Origin of the sequence: Thiosocius teredinicola (assembly GCF_002009425.1) — a bacterium.
Classification (GTDB): domain Bacteria; phylum Pseudomonadota; class Gammaproteobacteria; order Chromatiales; family Chromatiaceae; genus Thiosocius; species Thiosocius teredinicola.
In genome coordinates this window covers 4,722,102-4,740,069 of sequence record NZ_CP019936.1, presented here as the reverse complement: position 1 = coordinate 4,740,069, position 17,968 = coordinate 4,722,102, and the positions used below count along the sequence as shown (strand labels likewise).

At 59.0% G+C, this 17,968-nt stretch carries 12 protein-coding genes and 20 tRNA genes; 5 read left to right on the top strand and 27 right to left on the bottom strand.

Going from position 1 to position 17,968, the window contains the following annotated elements; all coding sequences use genetic code 11:
- Positions 1 to 141 precede the first annotated feature (141 nt).
- Complete coding sequence (locus tag B1781_RS22475; RefSeq protein WP_334224005.1) at positions 142 to 2,439, top strand: Tex family protein; 2,298 nt, start codon at positions 142 to 144, stop codon at positions 2,437 to 2,439.
- Between the two features lie 36 nt (positions 2,440 to 2,475).
- On the opposite strand, the gene B1781_RS22470 is transcribed toward B1781_RS22475, so the two are convergent.
- From B1781_RS22470 to B1781_RS22370, 23 genes are all read right to left on the bottom strand, one after another.
- On the bottom strand, positions 2,476 to 3,108 hold the full coding sequence (locus tag B1781_RS22470) for an ankyrin repeat domain-containing protein (protein WP_078121807.1): 633 nt from the start codon (positions 3,106 to 3,108) through the stop codon (positions 2,476 to 2,478).
- A 213-nt stretch (positions 3,109 to 3,321) separates the two neighbouring features.
- Positions 3,322 to 3,900 (bottom strand): HNH endonuclease, encoded by a 579-nt coding sequence (locus B1781_RS22465; RefSeq protein WP_078121806.1) that lies wholly within the window; start codon positions 3,898 to 3,900, stop codon positions 3,322 to 3,324.
- A gap of 71 nt (positions 3,901 to 3,971) precedes the next feature.
- Positions 3,972 to 4,058, bottom strand: a tRNA-Thr gene (locus tag B1781_RS22460).
- 5 nt (positions 4,059 to 4,063) lie between these two features.
- A tRNA-Leu gene (locus B1781_RS22455) sits at positions 4,064 to 4,152 on the bottom strand.
- Positions 4,153 to 4,200: 48 nt separating this feature from the next.
- A tRNA-Leu gene (locus B1781_RS22450) sits at positions 4,201 to 4,290 on the bottom strand.
- Positions 4,291 to 4,303: 13 nt separating this feature from the next.
- Positions 4,304 to 4,391, bottom strand: a tRNA-Leu gene (locus B1781_RS22445).
- Between the two features lie 16 nt (positions 4,392 to 4,407).
- A tRNA-Leu gene (locus B1781_RS22440) sits at positions 4,408 to 4,484 on the bottom strand.
- Positions 4,485 to 4,493: 9 nt separating this feature from the next.
- Positions 4,494 to 4,592 (bottom strand) — tRNA-OTHER (locus tag B1781_RS22435).
- 9 nt (positions 4,593 to 4,601) lie between these two features.
- Positions 4,602 to 4,678: transfer RNA gene (locus B1781_RS22430), tRNA-Ile, on the bottom strand.
- An 18-nt stretch (positions 4,679 to 4,696) separates the two neighbouring features.
- A tRNA-Thr gene (locus B1781_RS22425) sits at positions 4,697 to 4,772 on the bottom strand.
- A gap of 13 nt (positions 4,773 to 4,785) precedes the next feature.
- Positions 4,786 to 4,863: transfer RNA gene (locus B1781_RS22420), tRNA-Cys, on the bottom strand.
- Between the two features lie 8 nt (positions 4,864 to 4,871).
- A tRNA-Ser gene (locus B1781_RS22415) sits at positions 4,872 to 4,963 on the bottom strand.
- Between the two features lie 290 nt (positions 4,964 to 5,253).
- Positions 5,254 to 5,329, bottom strand: a tRNA-Asp gene (locus tag B1781_RS22410).
- A gap of 5 nt (positions 5,330 to 5,334) precedes the next feature.
- A tRNA-Arg gene (locus tag B1781_RS22405) sits at positions 5,335 to 5,413 on the bottom strand.
- 8 nt (positions 5,414 to 5,421) lie between these two features.
- Positions 5,422 to 5,494, bottom strand: a tRNA-Phe gene (locus B1781_RS22400).
- Positions 5,495 to 5,520: 26 nt separating this feature from the next.
- A tRNA-His gene (locus B1781_RS22395) sits at positions 5,521 to 5,593 on the bottom strand.
- A 24-nt stretch (positions 5,594 to 5,617) separates the two neighbouring features.
- A tRNA-Trp gene (locus B1781_RS22390) sits at positions 5,618 to 5,692 on the bottom strand.
- A 6-nt stretch (positions 5,693 to 5,698) separates the two neighbouring features.
- A tRNA-Glu gene (locus B1781_RS22385) sits at positions 5,699 to 5,773 on the bottom strand.
- A 188-nt stretch (positions 5,774 to 5,961) separates the two neighbouring features.
- On the bottom strand, positions 5,962 to 6,135 hold the full coding sequence (locus B1781_RS23310) for a hypothetical protein (protein ID WP_164513514.1): 174 nt from the start codon (positions 6,133 to 6,135) through the stop codon (positions 5,962 to 5,964).
- 30 nt (positions 6,136 to 6,165) lie between these two features.
- Positions 6,166 to 6,241: transfer RNA gene (locus tag B1781_RS22380), tRNA-Ala, on the bottom strand.
- A 7-nt stretch (positions 6,242 to 6,248) separates the two neighbouring features.
- Positions 6,249 to 6,335, bottom strand: a tRNA-Cys gene (locus B1781_RS23305).
- Positions 6,336 to 6,353: 18 nt separating this feature from the next.
- A tRNA-Asn gene (locus B1781_RS22375) sits at positions 6,354 to 6,428 on the bottom strand.
- Positions 6,429 to 7,317: 889 nt separating this feature from the next.
- Positions 7,318 to 7,393 (bottom strand) — tRNA-Gly (locus tag B1781_RS22370).
- Between the two features lie 681 nt (positions 7,394 to 8,074).
- On the opposite strand from B1781_RS22370, the gene B1781_RS22360 reads away from it, so the two are divergent.
- On the top strand, positions 8,075 to 8,680 hold the full coding sequence (locus B1781_RS22360; RefSeq protein WP_078121804.1) for a helix-turn-helix domain-containing protein: 606 nt from the start codon (positions 8,075 to 8,077) through the stop codon (positions 8,678 to 8,680).
- A gap of 250 nt (positions 8,681 to 8,930) precedes the next feature.
- On the top strand, positions 8,931 to 10,904 hold the full coding sequence (locus B1781_RS22355; RefSeq protein WP_164513513.1) for a DUF3857 domain-containing protein: 1,974 nt from the start codon (positions 8,931 to 8,933) through the stop codon (positions 10,902 to 10,904).
- Positions 10,905 to 10,950: 46 nt separating this feature from the next.
- On the opposite strand, the gene B1781_RS22350 is transcribed toward B1781_RS22355, so the two are convergent.
- The 3 genes from B1781_RS22350 to B1781_RS22340 all read right to left on the bottom strand — a co-directional run bounded on the left by B1781_RS22350 (position 10,951) and on the right by B1781_RS22340 (position 14,179).
- Positions 10,951 to 11,607, bottom strand: a complete 657-nt coding sequence (locus B1781_RS22350) for a cytochrome b/b6 domain-containing protein (protein WP_078121802.1) — start codon at positions 11,605 to 11,607, stop codon at positions 10,951 to 10,953.
- Positions 11,607 to 13,328: a tetrathionate reductase family octaheme c-type cytochrome gene (locus B1781_RS22345; protein WP_078121801.1), complete on the bottom strand. Its 1,722-nt coding sequence runs from the start codon at positions 13,326 to 13,328 to the stop codon at positions 11,607 to 11,609. Before B1781_RS22345 ends, B1781_RS22350 begins: the two co-directional genes overlap by 1 nt.
- Before the next feature lie 80 nt (positions 13,329 to 13,408).
- Positions 13,409 to 14,179, bottom strand: coding sequence for a phosphatase PAP2 family protein (locus B1781_RS22340; RefSeq protein ID WP_078121800.1), 771 nt, complete (start codon positions 14,177 to 14,179; stop codon positions 13,409 to 13,411).
- Between the two features lie 170 nt (positions 14,180 to 14,349).
- On the opposite strand from B1781_RS22340, the gene B1781_RS22335 reads away from it, so the two are divergent.
- Positions 14,350 to 15,192, top strand: coding sequence for an NHL repeat-containing protein (locus B1781_RS22335; protein WP_125932231.1), 843 nt, complete (start codon positions 14,350 to 14,352; stop codon positions 15,190 to 15,192).
- 10 nt (positions 15,193 to 15,202) lie between these two features.
- Positions 15,203 to 17,362: an LTA synthase family protein gene (locus B1781_RS22330; protein WP_078121798.1), complete on the top strand. Its 2,160-nt coding sequence runs from the start codon at positions 15,203 to 15,205 to the stop codon at positions 17,360 to 17,362.
- On the opposite strand, the gene B1781_RS22325 is transcribed toward B1781_RS22330, so the two are convergent.
- Entirely contained in the window at positions 17,328 to 17,744 is a 417-nt protein-coding gene (locus B1781_RS22325) for a hypothetical protein (protein ID WP_078121797.1), read from the bottom strand. The two genes, B1781_RS22330 and B1781_RS22325, sit on opposite strands and share 35 nt — an antisense overlap.
- Between the last annotated feature and the right edge of the window lie 224 nt (positions 17,745 to 17,968).

The following is a 17,968-nucleotide window of genomic DNA, read 5'->3' as shown; positions in this document are numbered from 1 at the left end:
CTGTTCCCTGGCATTCACTGATTTCGTCATCTTTTCAATCACCTAACCGCCGCGCCATCCCTAGAGTGTCCACCGAGGTTTTACCCTGCTACGCCTTGGTGTAGATTTGCCGTCTTCAAATCTGACGAGGGCCCTTGCGTGCTGCCATCCATCGCTGAACGAATTGCCAATGAGATCGCTGTAAACACCCGGCAGGTGGAGTCGGCAATCGACCTAATCGATGGTGGCGCAACCGTGCCGTTTATCGCGCGATATCGTAAGGAAGTAACCGGTGGTCTCGATGATGCGCAGCTGCGGACATTGGAAGAGCGATTGGGTTACCTGCGTGAATTGGAAGAACGGCGTGCAACGGTTCTGAAGTCCGTCGATGAACAAGGCAAGCTGACCCCCGAGCTTGAAAAAGAGATCCTGTCGGCCGACACCAAGACGCGCCTCGAAGATATCTATTTGCCGTACAAGCCGAAACGCCGCACCAAGGCACAGATTGCGCGTGAAGCCGGTATTGCTCCGCTGGTTGAGGCCATTCTTGAGGATCCGACGCAAGATCCGGAAACTCTCGCGGCTGACTACCTCAACGAAGAAGCCGGTTTTGCAGACATCAAAGCGGTACTCGACGGTGCGCGCCAGATCCTGATGGAGAATTGGGCCGAGGATGCGGAGCTGAGCGGCAACGTGCGCGAATGGCTGTGGGACAACGCCAAGCTCAAGAGCGCAGTCATCGCCGGCAAGGAACAGGAAGGGGCGAAGTTCGCTGACTATTTCGATTTCAGCCAGCCGATCCGGGCCATCCCGTCGCATCGCGCGCTGGCGCTGTTTCGGGCACGCAACGAAGGCATCGTGTTTCTCGATTTCGATATCGATGAAGACGAGAACGGCCGCACTCAACCCGAACGGATGATTGCCGCGCGTTTCGCCATTCGCGATGAAGGTCGCGCGGCCGATGCCTGGTTGCGCGACTCGGTCCGAATGACATGGCGGGTCAAACTGCTGACCCGACTCGACCTGGAATTGAAAACCCGCTTGCGTGAAGCAGCCGAAGGCGAGGCCATCAAGGTGTTCGCCGCCAACCTTCATGATCTACTGCTGGCCGCTCCGGCCGGCCCGCGTGCCACGCTCGGCCTCGACCCTGGTCTTCGCACAGGTGTAAAGGTCGCTATTGTCGACAACACCGGCAAGGTCGTAGCAACCGATACCATCTATCCGCATCCGCCGAAAAAGCAATGGGACCAATCGCTGGCAACGCTTGCGAAACTGGCGGCGACACACAAGGTTCAACTGGTCGCGATCGGCAATGGCACAGCCTCTCGGGAAACCGATCGCCTGGCAGCCGAGTTGATCAAGAAGCATCCGGAACTCAAGCTCAACAAGATCATGGTCAGCGAGGCCGGCGCGTCCGTTTACTCGGCGTCCGAGCTGGCATCGAACGAACTGCCCGATCTCGATGTATCTTTGCGCGGTGCGGTATCGATCGCACGTCGTCTACAAGATCCGTTGGCAGAGCTGGTAAAGATCGATCCGAAGTCGATTGGTGTGGGCCAGTATCAGCACGATGTGAGTCAGACTCAACTGGCGCGCAGCCTCGATAACGTGGTCGAAGACTGTGTGAACGCCGTAGGCGTCGATGTGAATACCGCATCCCCTGCACTGCTCACCCGTGTCGCAGGTCTTTCGAGCATCGTGGCGGACAACATTGTGCAGTTTCGCGATCAGAACGGGGCGTTTGCCGACCGTCAGCAACTGAAAAAGGTGCCGCGCCTAGGCGACAAAACGTTTGAACAGGCTGCCGGCTTTTTGCGCGTAATGGACGGCAGCAACCCCCTGGATGCCTCCGCTGTGCATCCCGAGGCGTATCCCGTTGTTGAACGCATCCTGAAAAAGAATGATCGCAACATCGCCCAGGTGATCGGCGACGGTGCCTTTCTTCGCCGTTTGACCGTCACGGACTACACCGATGACACTTTCGGTGCTCCCACCGTGCAGGACATTGTTGCGGAACTCGAAAAGCCCGGTCGTGACCCGCGACCGGAATTCAAGACGGCCGAGTTCCAGGATGGTGTTGAAACACTGTCTGATCTCAAACCCAACATGGTGCTCGAAGGTGTCATCACCAACGTCACTAACTTTGGGGCTTTCGTCGATATCGGCGTACATCAGGATGGCTTGGTGCATATCTCGGCGATGAGTGACAAGTTCATTAAAGACCCGCGTGAAGTGGTCAAGGCGGGCGATGTGGTCAAGGTAAAGGTCATGGACGTTGATCTGCAGCGCAAACGTATCGGCTTGTCGATGCGGATGAGCGATGAAGCCGGCAAGGGGCAAACTGAACGTTCGCCTCGCCCACAGCGTGAGCGTGCAGACCAGAAACGGAGGCAGCATAGTTCACAGCCGGCACCGCAGGGCGCACTTGCCGCGGCCTTTGCCAAAGCGCGCAAAGGCTGACTCTCTTGCATCGGGCCGGCTAGTTACGGTGTTTTGTCAGCGGGCCGGTTTTGCCAACAGGCGTGCGATTGCGTTCGGCAACGGCGCTATCTTGAACAGACGGTTGAGCAGCAGGTGCGCCGCAAATGCATGGGCGACACCGGCATAGTCGCGCACGCCGATGGGCGCGTAGAGCGGAATCGGCGGTGAGGTAAGCGGTCGCATGCGCCCCTTCATCGTCCCGCCATTCAAGAGATACTTGTAGTCGGCTCTTGGTACGCCGGATCGGCGCGGGCGCAGCCCGAGTCGAGCAAGGGTTCGGAACGCGATTTCTCGCTCATTGACCCAGGCGCTCCATAACAGGTTGTGCCCGGCACGGCATCGAACGTGCGGATCTGCACCATGTGCGACCAGCTTTTTGATCAAGCCTGCGTCATCGTGATGAATTGCGTGTTTGAGCGGGGTCCAGTCTTCGTCGTCGCGGTGGTTCGGGTCAGCGCCATGTTGCAGCAACCAATCGATGACCGATTGGCGATTGAAATAGCACGCCCACGCCAACAGCGAGCGGCCCCGCTCGCTGAGTGCATTTACGTCTTCAATGTTGCTCAACAGGCGTTCGAGTGCGGCGAGATCATCATGCATGATCAGCGCATAGGCCTCGGCAGCCAGCTCGTATGAACCGCTCGACATCGGTTATGGAACTATCGGTTACAACTAGGAAGTTTTATCGGCAGATGCGCCGCCCGCTAGACCGACAATAGGCAGACCTGAGAACCCGCTTCCCTTGATTCCACCGATCTTTTTCACAGATCAACAAAGAAGCGGCAGAGGGGCTCTCTTTGAAGAACCCGACTGCCGCTCGCATCCTGAACAGTTGTCAGGAACCGAGTGCCTATCTCGGCTTCAGTTCACTTTCGCCCGCCGCACGCGCGCCTGAAGAAAGGCGGCCTGGTCAGCCAGGATATTCCTTCCTTTCAACAGCAGATGCTCCGCATAGCACGGCGCATACGGCACGGCGATCAACTGCACGCCCCATTCCTCCGGCGTACGAGCGCCTTTAGCTGCATTACATACCGCACAAGCTGTCGTTGTGTTCGACCACGTATCAAGACCGCCGCGACTTGTCGGCACGATGTGATCTCGCGTCAGCTTCTGCGTTGCGAACGCGTTGCCGCAGTACTGGCAGAGATGTCGATCGCGGGCGAACAACGCACGGTTGGTCAGCGGCGGCTGGTATTGCTTGCTCCAAAGGCGTGGTTGCACGTGCATCCGCGTCAACAGGATGCTCGAGATCTCGACCTGCGAACGTTGACCGGTGCGTGCGTTGACGCCACCGAACAACAGGCGGGTATTTTCACCCAGCAGTGCGAGCACCCGATCGGTTGTAATCAGGTGCACGGCACGCTCGATGTCGATCCATGCGTTCGGATTGCCTGCGATATCCAAGGCCAGCACTTTCGCCGGGGTCTGGCAGCCGTCCATGTCGGCGCTACTCCTGTGTTGTGGAGGTCGTTGTTTCGTATAGTCGAACGAGTCGGAATGCTGAACGTTGCTGGAGCCGGGTGTGAGATTCGAACTCACGTGGGTTTCACCCTCCTGATTACAAGTCAGGTGCAATCGACCGACTATGCGAACCCGGCGCGATTGGTACGTAGGGCGGGGCTCGAACCCGCGTGAGCCTTGCGGCTCGCCAGCTCCTCAAGCTGACGTGTATACCGATTCCACCACCTACGTAAAGATGTTCGGCGATGCTTGAACAGAATGCGGCGCATCGCCTTTTGTTGGTGCCGCCCCCGAGATTCGAACTCGGAACAGGGCTCTCGCCCAACTGATTCCTGAGACCAGCGTGTATGCCAGTTCCACCAGAGCGGCCTGAAAACAGAAGTGGTAGGGACGGCCCGAGTCGAACGGGCATAGAGCGTGTGCTCAACCAGGGTTTAAACCCGGCGCGTAGACCATTCCGCCACGTCCCTAAACAGAAGAAAGCATTGGTCCCCAGGGCGAGATTCGAACTCGCAGGATCCTGTGTTTGAGGCAGGCATGTATGCCGGTTCCATCACCTGGGGAGTGATGATTGGTTGACGGTATCCGGTTCGAACGGATGACATCTGCTTTGCCACGCTGCGCGAGGAGCGTAGATAGGCGAAGTGCTCTACCAGCTGAGCTAACCGTCAAAGAAGAACTGGTCGCTTCGGATGGATTCGAACCATCGACCCCGCGGTTATCGGCCGCGCGCTCTACCGGGCTGAGCTACAAAGCGAGTTATCTGCTGACTAACTGGAGCTGCGAGACAGGATTGAACTGCCGACCTCACCCTTACCATGGGTGCGCTCTGCCGACTGAGCTATCGCAGCGTGTCAAAAATGTTGGAGTGAACGGTGAGATTCGAACTCACGAATAACCTGGATTGCAGCCAGGCGCCTTAGACCACTCGGCCACGTTCACATCAAACCTGGTGGAGGATGAAGGATTCGAACCTTCGTGCCGCCTGTTGGCGACGCACCCGCTTCCAACGGGGCCCGTTCGACCGCTCGGGCAATCCTCCTGAACTGGCAGAGGGCACCGGTACCGACCCGGAAGCCTTGCGGCTCCATACGCTTAGCAGACGTTGCCTGTCCCCGACAGGATTACCCTCTAAAAAGTTGGCGGAGAGCGGAGGTATCGATCCCCAATCGTTGCGACGATCGCTGTGCTTTCGAAACACGCCCGAACCCTGTCCGGTTCACTCTCCTGTTTGGCGGCGGGCCGAGGTGTCGATCCCCATTCGGGACTGGCTACCCAAACGCACCGATTTCAAATCGGGCCTGAAGGCCGCTTCAGTTGACCCGCCAAAAGTGGCGCCCTCGACCGGTTTCGATCCGGCTACCTCGGCCTTGACAGGGCCGCGCTCTCCCGATTGAGCTACGAAGGCTTGCTTGGTGTCCTTGGAGAGACTCGAACTCCCAGTTCTCCCGGTTCGAAGCCGGGTGCCTTCAATCCATTTGGCGACAAGGACATGACTTGTGGACGGGGCAGGTACCGACCCTGCGGCCTCCGGTGCTTCACGCCGGCGCTCTACCGATTGAGCTACCCATCCATTGATTGTTTGCAAGTACCGGTAGGGGTGACCGGTGGGACTCGAACCCACAGCATCCGGAGCCACATTCCGGGGCGTCTACCATTCCGCCACGGCCACACCTACCGGCACTCGCTTGTTGCTTGGCACACCGGGAGGGATTTGAACCCCCAACCTGCGGGTTTGGAATCCGCTGCGCTGCCGTTGCGCAACCGGTGCATTGATTGGTGTCCCATAGGGGTATCGATCCCCTTTTGCTGCCTTGAAAGAGCAGTGTCCTAGCCAGTAGACGAATGGGACGTATCGATCGCACGCGCAACAGCTTCCGAAGGGCCATTGCACATACGTCGTGGTCTGCGTTGCAACCATTGGATAAGGCCAGCCATTCCCTGCGAACTACGCCTTGGCCACAACGTTTGTGCCACTGCTGAGCACTATAGAACTATCCGTATGGCCCTCCGGCCAGTAGACGAATGAGACGGTGAAAGTCAGGCAAGCCGTCGGGCATGGCAGATCGCGATCAGGATCTTGTCGTGATCGCGGTTGTGCGCCAGCCCGCTACGCAGAAACCAACGTGCGTTTTCCGGCGTGCCGCATTTGCGCTCTGCGGGGATGTTCATCCCTGCGACGGCGCGCTCGAATTTTGTCGATTCGGAGGGCATCGCGTTATCCCCTGTCGTAGAAGTTGAAACTGGTGGAGCCAGACGGGGTCGAACCGCCGACCTGTTGGTTGCAAAACAACCGCTCTGCCAACTGAGCTATGGCCCCAATGATTTGGTGGACGAGGTAGGAATTGCACCTACAAGCTCGAAAGAGACGTGAGTTGCAGTCACGAGGGCCCACTACACTGCCCAACTCGTCCAAGATGTCTTGCTGCAATTGGCTGGCAAGGTCGGACTCGAACCGACATACGGCGCATTAACAGTGCGCTCACCTACCGATGGTGCACCTGCCAGTAATGAAGATTTTCAGCAGCCTGAGATTACAGCTGCCGGTATCACGCCGTTTGACGGATTATCCCGGGGCGACCAAGCCCAGGGTTCCCGCGTATCCACCCGTGCCTGCGTAAGCAGCACACGCGTCGCGTGACATGACGGCCTTTGTGCAACAGGAGGCGATACCTGTAAGCGATACGACTACTCGATGTTTTATCTACCGTCTGCCCTGCCGGGCAACAAAGGCTCGCTAGCCACCGTGCGACGCTACATCAAAGACCTTTGGCTTGGGGCCGCCGGCCTCCCTGAATTTCATCCGCAGATGATTCAGGCTTACGCCACTTTCACCGTATCGTGAGACGCAACTTTCCATTTCAGTCTGGAATCGAACCAGCACTCACCGTCGAAGGGTGATGCCCGGCCATCGGGCTTTCAATCAACCTGCCGAGATGTGTGCGTCTCGGTTGCTTCGTTGTGTTTTGCACAACGAAATACAACACACCTCATGTCGTTCACCTGTCGGCTACTTAACCGTTCGTCAGGACCGCGTGCTTTCACACCCGCTGCCCCTGGAACTGCACTCGGCCCTTACCGACAAGGCTCGGACTCAAGCACTCCCCCTTATCCCTTACGGTTGGTGACCGGGTATGACGGTGGTCAGCACCACCTGTTACCGTCGCCGACACCGGTTCCCCTGTATGGGCCGGTAAGCCGACTCGAACCGTCGATCACGTGGCCGCTACCACCAGCCGGACTGATGGCGTGGGGACGAGGTTTTTCTGGACCGTCCTGCATCGCGCAGGTGGGGGTGCGCAGGCTTCCCCCCTTTCACGATGTCGCCACCGCTTATCTGTGCCAGACCACATTGCCTACGCCCACCGTCGTTCCCTATGAACCATGGGCGTGAATTGGAGCGGGAAACGAGATTCGAACTCGTGGCCTCAACCTTGGCATGGTTGCGCTCTACCGACTGAGCTATACCCGCGAAAAGGAATGGCCGACGTAGCCGCCGGCCGACCGAATCCCTTCGGCTGCACATCCGTGTGCCTATTCCTTATTGGGGAGTCCAAACGACAGACGCGACCCACGTTGCGGTCGCCGGGTACATCGATTCCGTCGACGTACCCGTCCCCCGCCATCGCTTTCACAATGGCACTTCAGCATTCCGACTTGTTAAAGATCGCTACATGCCGCGCGTTGGTGGCGGCACGAGGGTTCTCAACGGTCCGAAACGCAAGAACCCCGGCAGTGCGTTTCGAATGCACCAACCGGGGTTCTTTGAAATCCTCGGGAGGTGCTTGTTTTTTCAGCCAACCTCCCGGATATGTTCCTTGGAGGTTATGTCATACCGCGTCCGCTCCGACCGACGTCGGAACACTCGATGGCAATGGCATGTTCATCCGAATAATCACAGGCGAAACTCACCTGCGACCACGCGGCGACGCGTTGCTTCGCAGCGCGCACAAAACTGCCCGACAGGCTTGGTATGCCTGCACAGTGCATCGTGTTGTCGCGTAGTGATAACGAAGTCATGTCAGTCTCAATAAACAAAGGCGCAAGTTCGCCAGCAATTTCTGTTGCGAGTGATTGTATGCGAAGATTTGGAGATTGCAAGCTATAAATCCAAAAAACTTGGATTACGAGAATATGACTGCTCGAACTTCCCATGCCTAAAGCCGCGTCCCCCAGCAAACAAAAGCGCAATCCCGTCTATGAAAAGATCGGCAAGCGCATCCGCCAGGCGCGCATCATGGCCAAGGAAACCAACAGCCGTGCCCTGAGCGAACGGCTCGGCTGGAGCGCCGGTCGCATCAACAACTTCGAAACCGGTATCTCGACGCCGGGTGTCGAGGAAACCCTGCAGTTCTGCGAGGCGGTCGGTGCCGATCCTTGTTGGGTCACCTACGGGGTGGGTTCGCCGCGGGCGTCTTCGCTGCAGGCTACGCGGCATCGCAATCTGATCACGATCGTCGACGAGGCCGAACAAAGCGGTGCCCTGCCGGACCTGCTCGCCGCCATTCAACTGACACCGGAGCGTTTGGCAAAACACCGTGAGAATCCATTCAAGGAGATACCGGACCGATTGGCGCGGCGGTGCGAAAGGTTTACTCAACAACGCCGCGGCTCGATGGACGAATCACCTGCCGAGAGCGGCTACTGTGAGTCGCTGCCCGACGACATGCGTGAACTACTGGCCTTGTATGCCCGACTGAGCGATGCGGACAAACAGAAACTCTTCGCCATGGGCAGACTGTTGATCGAAGAAGATTGAACAGCAGCCTTTGTGCACGCAGATATGATCTTGGTTAAACACCAGGCGTGAACTCTGGCACAATCCCACCCCGCTCTGCGTTCAGCGCGCACGAGCGTTCTTCATTTCGTCAGGTCGCACGGATCAGTAGGAGATCATCGGCATGGAACAGCCCCGCTTCGTTTCCCCTTCCTCTACTTTCACATCTGGGTTGCGTCGGCGAATAGCCGCTGTCCTGGTCGGCAGTCTCGCATGGTTTGCGTTGGCGTTGATGCCAAAAGCTGCCCTTGCCGATGTTGCCGCAGCGACTCCGACGTGGGCGAGTGACGTTCCTTTTACGCTTCCGAACTCTGACGAGCTGCCTTCGGCGCTGCACGAAGGTGGCGTCGAGCACCTGTTGCTCGATCGCCAATGGCGGGTGACGGATCGCGGCCACATCGCGTTCACACACGATGCCAAGCGATTGCTCAGCCTGGATGGTATTGAAGCCATTTCGACGATTGCCGTGCCCTTCCATCCCGAGTTCGAAACAGCCAAGGTTCACCGTTTGGTCATTCATCGCGACGGCGAGATTGTCTACCAGACTGCCAGTGCGCTGGGGAATACGCACATTGAGCCCGCCGAAGGCGCTTCACCCTCTACATTGCGAATCCAACTCGACGACGTACGCGTTGGCGACGTCGTCGAGTACAGCTATAGCGTGGTATCTGAGCATCCCGTCTACGCTGGCAGATTCTCCGAAAAACTCGCGTTTAAATTCGAAGAACCGGTCGCCAATGTCTTCTACCGTTTGCTCTGGCCGAACGTGCGCAGCCTCGGCATGCGTCAGCACAACACCGATATTTCGCCCAATTGCGTACAACACAAGGCCGTCAAGGACTGCACCTGGACTGCCTTGAACACCGTGCCGGTCACAATAGAAGAAGACGCACCGGGCTGGTACGACCCCTATCCCTCGGTGACCGTTGGCGATGAACTGACCTGGGCCGGGGTGGCCGGCGCCTTCGAACCCATGTTTCGTACTGACAGCGCTTCCGGTGAACAGCTTGCCGCATTGATCGAACAGATTCGCAAACCTGCTGCGACGCCGCTGGACCAGGCCAGCGCTGCGGTCACCTATGTACAGCAGCAGATTGCCAATGATGAACAGCCGTTGGCGCCGCTACCGGCTTCGCCGCTGACACCTAACGCGATACTGGAAAAAGGCGTTGCGAGCCGTCGAGATAAGGCTGTGTTGCTGGTCTCACTGCTGCGCAGCCTCGACATCGAAGCATATCCAGCGATGGTGCATACGGAACGCGGCAAGACCCTGCCCGACGCACTGCCCTCCCTCCAGGCCTTCGACGATGTCATCGTCACTATCCTGCTGGAAGGCAAGCAACACTGGGTCGACCCCAAGCGACTCCATCAAAGTCAGCGGATCGATACGCTGTACCAACCTGAACTCAACTATGCACTGACGCTGACACCGACGACCACGCAGCTCACTGCAATGGACGAGAGCGGCCCGGTCTACGACCATGTCGAGGTCATCGAGCGGATTGATCTCAGCCACACCGGGCAGCCGTCCGCCGACCTCGCGATAGAAACCCACTACGACTATTACTACGCCGAAGATACGCGGGCCGAGCTAGACGAAAAAGGCGTGCCACAGCTTGCCGAGGAATACCGGCAGTACACGTCGAATGCGTTCGGCGGCGCCGATGCAACGCAGGATCTGTCGATCGAAGATGATGCCAGGCTCAACCGTGTGAAACTGGTCGAGCACTATCGCTTGCCCGACGTCTGGCAGTCCGAAAGCGGCTTGCACGAGGTGCCGATAACGCCGTTCACGATTCTCGACAACACGGATGACGTATCGCCGGAAACGCTGCGCACCATGCCGTTCTCGCTGGTGCACCCGGTGGAAGTCAAGCACACGGTACGCGTGAAGTTGCCAGACGGTTGGCAGTTCGAAAGCCAACGCGACACGGTAGACGATGCAGCTTTCACCTTCTCCCGTGAGATAACGCAGGTTGGCAACGAACTGCTTGTCGAGTATCGCTACAAGTCATTGGCCGAACATGTCGAGCCACAGAGGTTTGCCGAATTCGCCGGGCATTCGACGACGCTTCGCGAATTGGCCGACTATACGCTGCGTGATCCGACGGCTACGGTCTATTCCAGCCTGGGTCCGCAATTGGAGATCCAACTGTGGGGTGAGGCCGCCATAACCATTCTCGCGCTCATAGGCTTCATCCTGTAACGCCACCTTGCCGCAGGTGGCCGTGTGCCACCCGTTCGTGCGGGCGCTACGGGCGGATTCGCTGCGGTTCGTCCTGTTTCAGATACGCGGCCTCGGCATCGCTCAGGTCGATGTCGTCGTAGCCGGTCACCATTGGCTTCACGTGTTCGCGGAACGAATGGCCGGTCGTCAGCAGGTAGATGTGCAGAATGATGAAGACCGCCATCGCGAACGCTGCGGCGGTGTGCACCAAGGCCACCCAGGTCAGCCCGGCATTGGTGGCTGCGCCCTGCGACCACAGCCCATAGCTCAGGTAGGCAAGGCCTGAGATCCAGATCACCGGAAACAGCACGACCTTCAGCGCAAGGTAGGTAAGTGCCTGCAGCGGGTTGTGCTTGCGCCAGAAGTGCTTGCGATAGGGATGGTCGGCACCTTTGAAGATGTCGACGGCGTAATAGCGTGCAACTTTGAACAGGCCCTGCGTGGTCGGCACATAGTGCCGCCAGGTGCCGGTCGTCAGGTGCCAGAAGATCGCGAACACCCAGAGCACCATCAGGTACAGTGCGGCAACCACATGTACTGTGACCTGCGTGCCGAAGTCGCCCTGGTCATGCAGGCCGTGGATACCGAAGCCGGTGAACAACAACGCGAAGATCGCGGTGGCCTGTGTCCAGTGCCAAAAGCGCTCGAAACGGTTGAAGATCAGAACCTTGTGTGTGGCCATCAGTGTTTCCTCTTGGCGCGGAACGTCAGGCGCAACAGGGCGTGCAGCAGAATCCCGGCAAGCGCAGCAAGCATGGCGAAGATGCCGATGCGATCGAGCCAGACGCTGCGGTCGCGCCCCGGCATGTAGAATCCTTCGAGGTCTTTCAGGCGACCTTGCCGCGAATGGCACTCGGCGCAGCCCAGGGCCTTCTCTTTCGGCGCGACCATGTGATTGATCGGCCAATACGAATACGTTTCGATGAAGCCGTACTCGCCGCTGTAGGGAATGTTGTCATCGGCCATGCCGCGGTTGATGGCGCGTTCAAAGTTGTAGTTCCCCCAGAACGCATCCGGGTCGTTGCCCCACAGGTGCATATACACGAGCGTCTTGTTGCCCTTGTCGTAAGGTTGCACCGTGTGCATCTTCTTGAACGGCCAGATGCGTGCGTTCGGGTCATCGGCCGAGCCCAGCGGTTGATTGATGATGACCGGCTTGCTGTCATCGAACTTGGTGTCGATCGTCGTGTAGTCGACGACGCCGTTGAACCAGGCGTAGCTCGGTTGCAGGTTCTCACCGTACTCGAACGTACCCTTGATCGATTTGTAGGTGTGGCGGTGTTTGCCGTCGCCCTGTGTGTAGCCTTCGAGCTTGAAACCTTCGCCGTCTTTCAGGCGGCCGGCAGTACGCCAGTCCCAATCCGTCTTGGTGGCAACGCCGCCGCGCGCATAAGTGGGGATATGACAGCTTTCGCAGGCGACGCGATCGGTATGATCGTTGAGCTTGATACCGGTCAGGCTCGCCGGGTGCGGGTCGTGTCCATGGCAGCTTTCGCAGGTCGCGGTATCGCGCGGCATGCCGGGCTTACCGGTGCCCTTGGTATCTTTACCGACCATGTTGTAGCGGCTGCCGGACCACTCGTGGCCCTCGCCGACGTGGCAGATGATGCACGAGAAGTTTTCGCCGTCCTCGCCCATGTGCACGTCGATATCGCGGCTCGGTTTGAACAACACCGATGACAGGTCGCCATGCTTGACGTTGTCGCCGCCGCCGCCGTAGAAGTGGCAGGCGCCGCAGTTGTTGCGCCCGGGCAGCGTCACGCTCTGCGCAACCCTGTTAAGGTCAATCGCCGGTTTGCCCTCGAACATCACCGAGCAGGCCTTGTTGCCTTGCGTCGGCGGTGTCTTGTAGTAGGTGCCGGTCGATTCGTGGCAGATCAAACAATCCATGTTGTTGTGATCGTTGAAATCGTAGGTCTTGATGTCGGCCATGCCGTAGCCGGCGTGGCATTGTGCGCACATGCCCTCGTTGCCGCGTGCATTGGTGCAGAAGTTGTTGATCAGCACCCCCTTGCCGAGCTGCTGACCGGTGACCGGGTGCTCGTAGTGCCAGGTCCAGTGCTTGTTCTTGGCGAACTGGTGCCCGGCCTCGTTGTGACACGATAGGCACGCCTTGGTGACTTCCGGCCCGCTGGCGAACGGTCCCTGCAGTTCCTTGAGCTTGCTGTGATCGGTCGTCGAAACCGGCCCTTTGCGTTCGCTCAGGCGGGTGACCGATTTATCGACCGGGCGCTCGCTGGCGGTCTCTTTGTACTCGGAAATCCCCAACTCGGCCTGGTAGTGGGATTCGGCATCGATTGGCGGGAGGCTTGCCTCTTCTGGAGCGTTAGTTGCCCAGGCGGCGGGTACCAGCAAGCACAGGCACACACAAATGATACCGCCGGACCTGCGAACAAGATCCATGTCTTCCCTCCCCAAGGAAATCCGGTTCGCGCATACGGCGAACGCCAGCTCGCAAAGCTAGCACGGCGGTTGGACGGAACTCATTGATAGTCGTCAAGCTCCCCCAGCTCCTTTTTGACGGGCGATACGGGCTGAGGCGCCCTGGAGTAAAGGCGCCAGTACGCGGTCAATGCAATCATCCAACAGATATAGGCTGTTGTTATGTCGTGCGATGGGAAGTGTGCACCGCGCGCCCATTGATCGAGCGCAAAACTCCCGCCGATGGCAAATGCGGGTAAGAGCGCAATCGAGGGTCGGCGGTAACCGTAGCAACGCGCGACGAAGAACAGCGCGAACAGGGCGAATCCCGATGAGCTGTGACCGCCGGGAAAGCAATGACCGCGTGGGGCGTCATCCGGCTTGTCTTGCAACAGCGAGTAGTGCACACGTTGGCCACCGAATTCTGTCAGGTCCCACGGACAATCCATGTTTGTGACCTGCTTGCCGAGGTTAATGGTAATGACGCAGGCCGCCATCGACAGCACGATGAACGTGAGTGGCCGCCTAAGGTGTCGCCAGCGTTGAATACGCATTGCTGCCGCCAGGACAGCCAAAAGCACGATCCCGACGACAAGCATCAGCTCATGACCGCCGTCATGCATGACCGTTTGCGTCCAGAAGTTGTGTTTCAGTGGAAACACATGCCGCTGCGGATCATAAAAAGCCGAAACGATCCACTCGTCGCCGCCACCGATGTGAAGGACGGCGAGCGTGTAGAAGTAGACAACGGTGGGCCAGATCGCCAGCTCGGCCAATGTGAAGCGCTTGTGCGCCCAGACAGCATTCGGCGCAATCGATTTGCAGGTATCCACGGCTTGGAGAGGTCCTCGGCGAATCCAGGGGTAACCATTCAGCGACGCAATCTGCCTGGGTGCGCTTAAGGAAGAATTAAGCCGCCACCGGCAAGGTACGGTCAGACCCGGCTGAGCGGGTTGTTTGACTAGCGTTGCTGTACATCGTCACGAGGGAGAACCGGCAAACGGTGAATATGAAACGACGCCGTATGCGTTGGATGGTTGCCTCTGCACTGCTCATTGTCTCGTTGGGCGCGGGCGCCTCGTACTATTTCTTTGGCCCGCCACTTCTAGAGAAAGGTTTCCACTACGCCATCGTTGCGGGCGACCTGCCCTCGGTGTCCGCTTTGGCGTTCACGCCGGACGGTGACCTGTATGCCACGCTCGAACGCACCCGCGGCCAAGGCAGCCTGGTTCGCATCCACGACGGTGACTATCGAACCGTAGTGGATGGCCTCAACAAGCCCGACGGGCTGTTGATGATCGACGACACGCTCTACATCACCAGCGAAACCGGTCCGGATGCCGTACTGGCATACCGCAATGGCAAGCTTGCCGATATACAGGGCGCGGATTCCGCAGAGGGCATCGCCGAGGACCATGGTCGCCTGCTGGTGATCGAAGACAAGAAGGGCGACGGTCGCCTGCTGCGAATCGACCCCTCCCAACACAAGGTCGACGTCTTAGCCAGGAACCTGACCGAGGCCGAGGGTGTCTGCCAGGGGCCGGACGGCGACATCTACTTCGTCGAAAAGAACGAGCATGCGCTGTGGCGCCTGGCCGGTGGACAACGCACCCAGGTCGTCGCCGGCCTGACTCATCCGGCGTACCTCAATTGCATCGACGATGGTTCGGTGCTGATCACTGAGGATCGTACGAACTTCGGCCGCCTCCTGCGCTATCGCGACGGCCGGGTCGATGTTATCGCGCGCAACCTGCGTTCGCCGCAGACCGTGTTGTTGGGCGACGACGGCGCCTACTACCTTGCCGAACAACGTCGCAACCGCATTCTGAAAATCGATGGCTTTTGAACAATCGCCCATGAAATCCACACCACGCAGCCTGCCGCCCGAGGCGGGAGATGCGCTGTTCCTGTTCGGCTACGTCGCCGTTTACCTGCTGCTCGCTGCAGGGCTGCGAGGCTTGCTGCTATACCTCAACCGAGATCTGGCTGCCGCTATTCCGGTCGCTGATATCGTTACGGCGTTCGCGGTCGGCGTTCGCTTCGACCTGATCGTGGCCTGCGTGCTCGCATCACCGCTAGTGATCGCCTTGCTGTTGCCCGGCGGTTTGCGCAGGCGCCGTGTGGCCCTGGGGTGGTTGATCGCGGTCGGTAGCCTCACGCTGTTCGCCGGCGTCGTCGAACCGGAGTTCTACCGTCAGTTCCATACCCGACTGAACAGCATCGCCATCCACTACATGCAGGAAGATCCCGCAACAGTCAGCAGCATGCTGTGGCACGGTTTTCCCGTGGTTCGCTACCTGTTGATATGGGTGTTTCTCTGCACCGTTTATGCCTACCTGCTGGTGTTGCTCAATCGCTGGACCACCGGCTGGGCGGCGATGCGCTATAGGCCGCTGCTGCGCATCCCGGTATTCATCGTGGTGCTGGCGCTGGCCGTGGCCGGCGGTCGCGGTACCTTGCGTTCCGGGCCGCCGCTGCGTTGGGGCGACGCCTTCCATAGCGCCCACTTGTTCGCCAACCATCTTGCGTTGAATGGCAGCTATACGCTGGCTAAGGCGGCCAACGATATCAACGATCAGAAAGGGCGCGAGTGGCTCGACCGCCTGCCTGAGGTCGACGCGACGACGCGCCTGCGCAACTTGCTGCTGACACCGCGCGATGAGCTTATCGGGTTGGCTGATTATCCTGTGCTGCGCAGGCACACGCCGCTGAACCGCCTGCCGCGTGCGCCGAAGAACATCGTGCTGATCATCATGGAGAGTTTCTCGGGTGCCTTCACCGGCGCATTGGGCAACGACCAGGGCGTGACGCCGCACTTCGACCGGCTTGCCCAGCAGGGCCTGCTCTTCGACCGCTTCTTCTCCAACGGAACCCATACGCACCAGGGGATGTTCGCGACGGTCGCGTGTTTCCCCAATCTGCCGGGCTTCGAGTACCTGATGCAGCAACCCGAGGGGCAACATCAGTTTTCCGGTTTGCCGGCGGTGCTGCGCGAGCGCGGATTCAATGATCTCTATGTCTACAACGGACATTTTGCCTGGGACAACCAAGAAGGCTTTTTTCGAAACCAGGGAATGACGAACTTCGTTGGTCGCGACGACTACGAGAACCCGGTGTTCATCGACGAAACCTGGGGGGTATCCGACCAGGACATGTTCGATCGTGCCGCAAAGGAACTGAACGCACTGCCGGCAGATAAGCCGTTTTATGCGGTGCTGCAGACGCTATCCAACCATACGCCCTACGCCTTGCCGGCAGACCTGCCGGTAGACCGGGTTACCGGCTTCGGCGATCTGGACGAGCACCTGACGGCACAACGCTATTCGGATTGGGCCTTGGGGCGTTTCTTTGATCAGGTCAAGAACCAGCCCTGGTACCAGGATACGGTATTCGTGGTCGTCGGCGATCACGGTTTCTCGGTTGCACAACAGCTTTCGGAAATCGACCTGCTGCGGTTTCGTGTGCCGATGTTGATTCTCGGCCCCGGTATCCGAGAGACCTACGGCGCCGTCAACCATACCGTCGCCTCACAGACGGATGTCGTACCGACGGTCGTCAGCCTGCTGGGCGAGCCTTTCGTGCACCAATGCTGGGGCCGAGACCTGCTTGCCCTGCCGCAGGGCGATCAAGGGTTCGGCGTTATCAAGCCCTCGGGCAGCGACCAGACGGTCGCACTGCTGCGCGGCGGCGAGCTGTTCGTCAAGCCGCCCCAGGGTGACCCTCAACTGGGCAGCTATCGCTTGTCGCCGGCCCCGCAGTTCGTTGCCCACGGCGACACTGATAGTTCCGAGTACGCTTCCGATCTGACCGCCTACATCCAGAGTGCGATGCGGTCATTGATCGACGATCGTTCCGGGTTGTTGGATAGCGCGGCTGGCTCCGGCGCGGCGCGTGACGATTCGGCGTCACACATAAAAAAACCGCCTGACAGGCAGGCGGCGAAAGGTCCACATGATCTACATGTCCGACCGACTGGAAGTCTTACTGTCCCAATCCAATATGGGTCACGCGGATGAGCTCGACATCCTCCGGGTTCACGGCCAGGGTCTCGGCGAAATACGAGCGTTTCGACTTGCCGAAGCGGCGGTGATACTGGGTTTCGATTTCCTGCATCACCTTGCCGTCACTGCCGATCGCAGTCACAAATAGCTTTCCGGGAACCAGGCCGCCGGCATGAAACCGGTTCTCGACGTATCCGTTGACGGCAACCCGGTCGTCGACCACGCGCGTCTGCACCAGCGATACGTGCCCACGGTTCGAGTCTTGCGTGACTACCTGCACGGCATGACTGGTGGTGTGATTCTGGCCCAGCGCTGCGCAGCCGGTAGCCACGAACGTCGAGCCCAAGAGTGCGGCGGCACCGAACCAGGCGCGCCACGACGATGATCTGCGATTCATTTGCATTGGGTTTCCCATACTCGTTATCGGTAGTGTCGGCGCGCATCGTCATGGCGATCCTTATCGCCCCGTCTGCGATGCGTCGACACTGCTCTCCACTGTTGTATTCACGTTAGCTCCGCGACCCTGACCAATCGCTGACAGATGCTGTCAGCGGACTGTCAGCCGTCGCATGTTCGAATCGCCACCGTTATCCAAGCGACCTCTGTCGCGTTGCCCGCAAA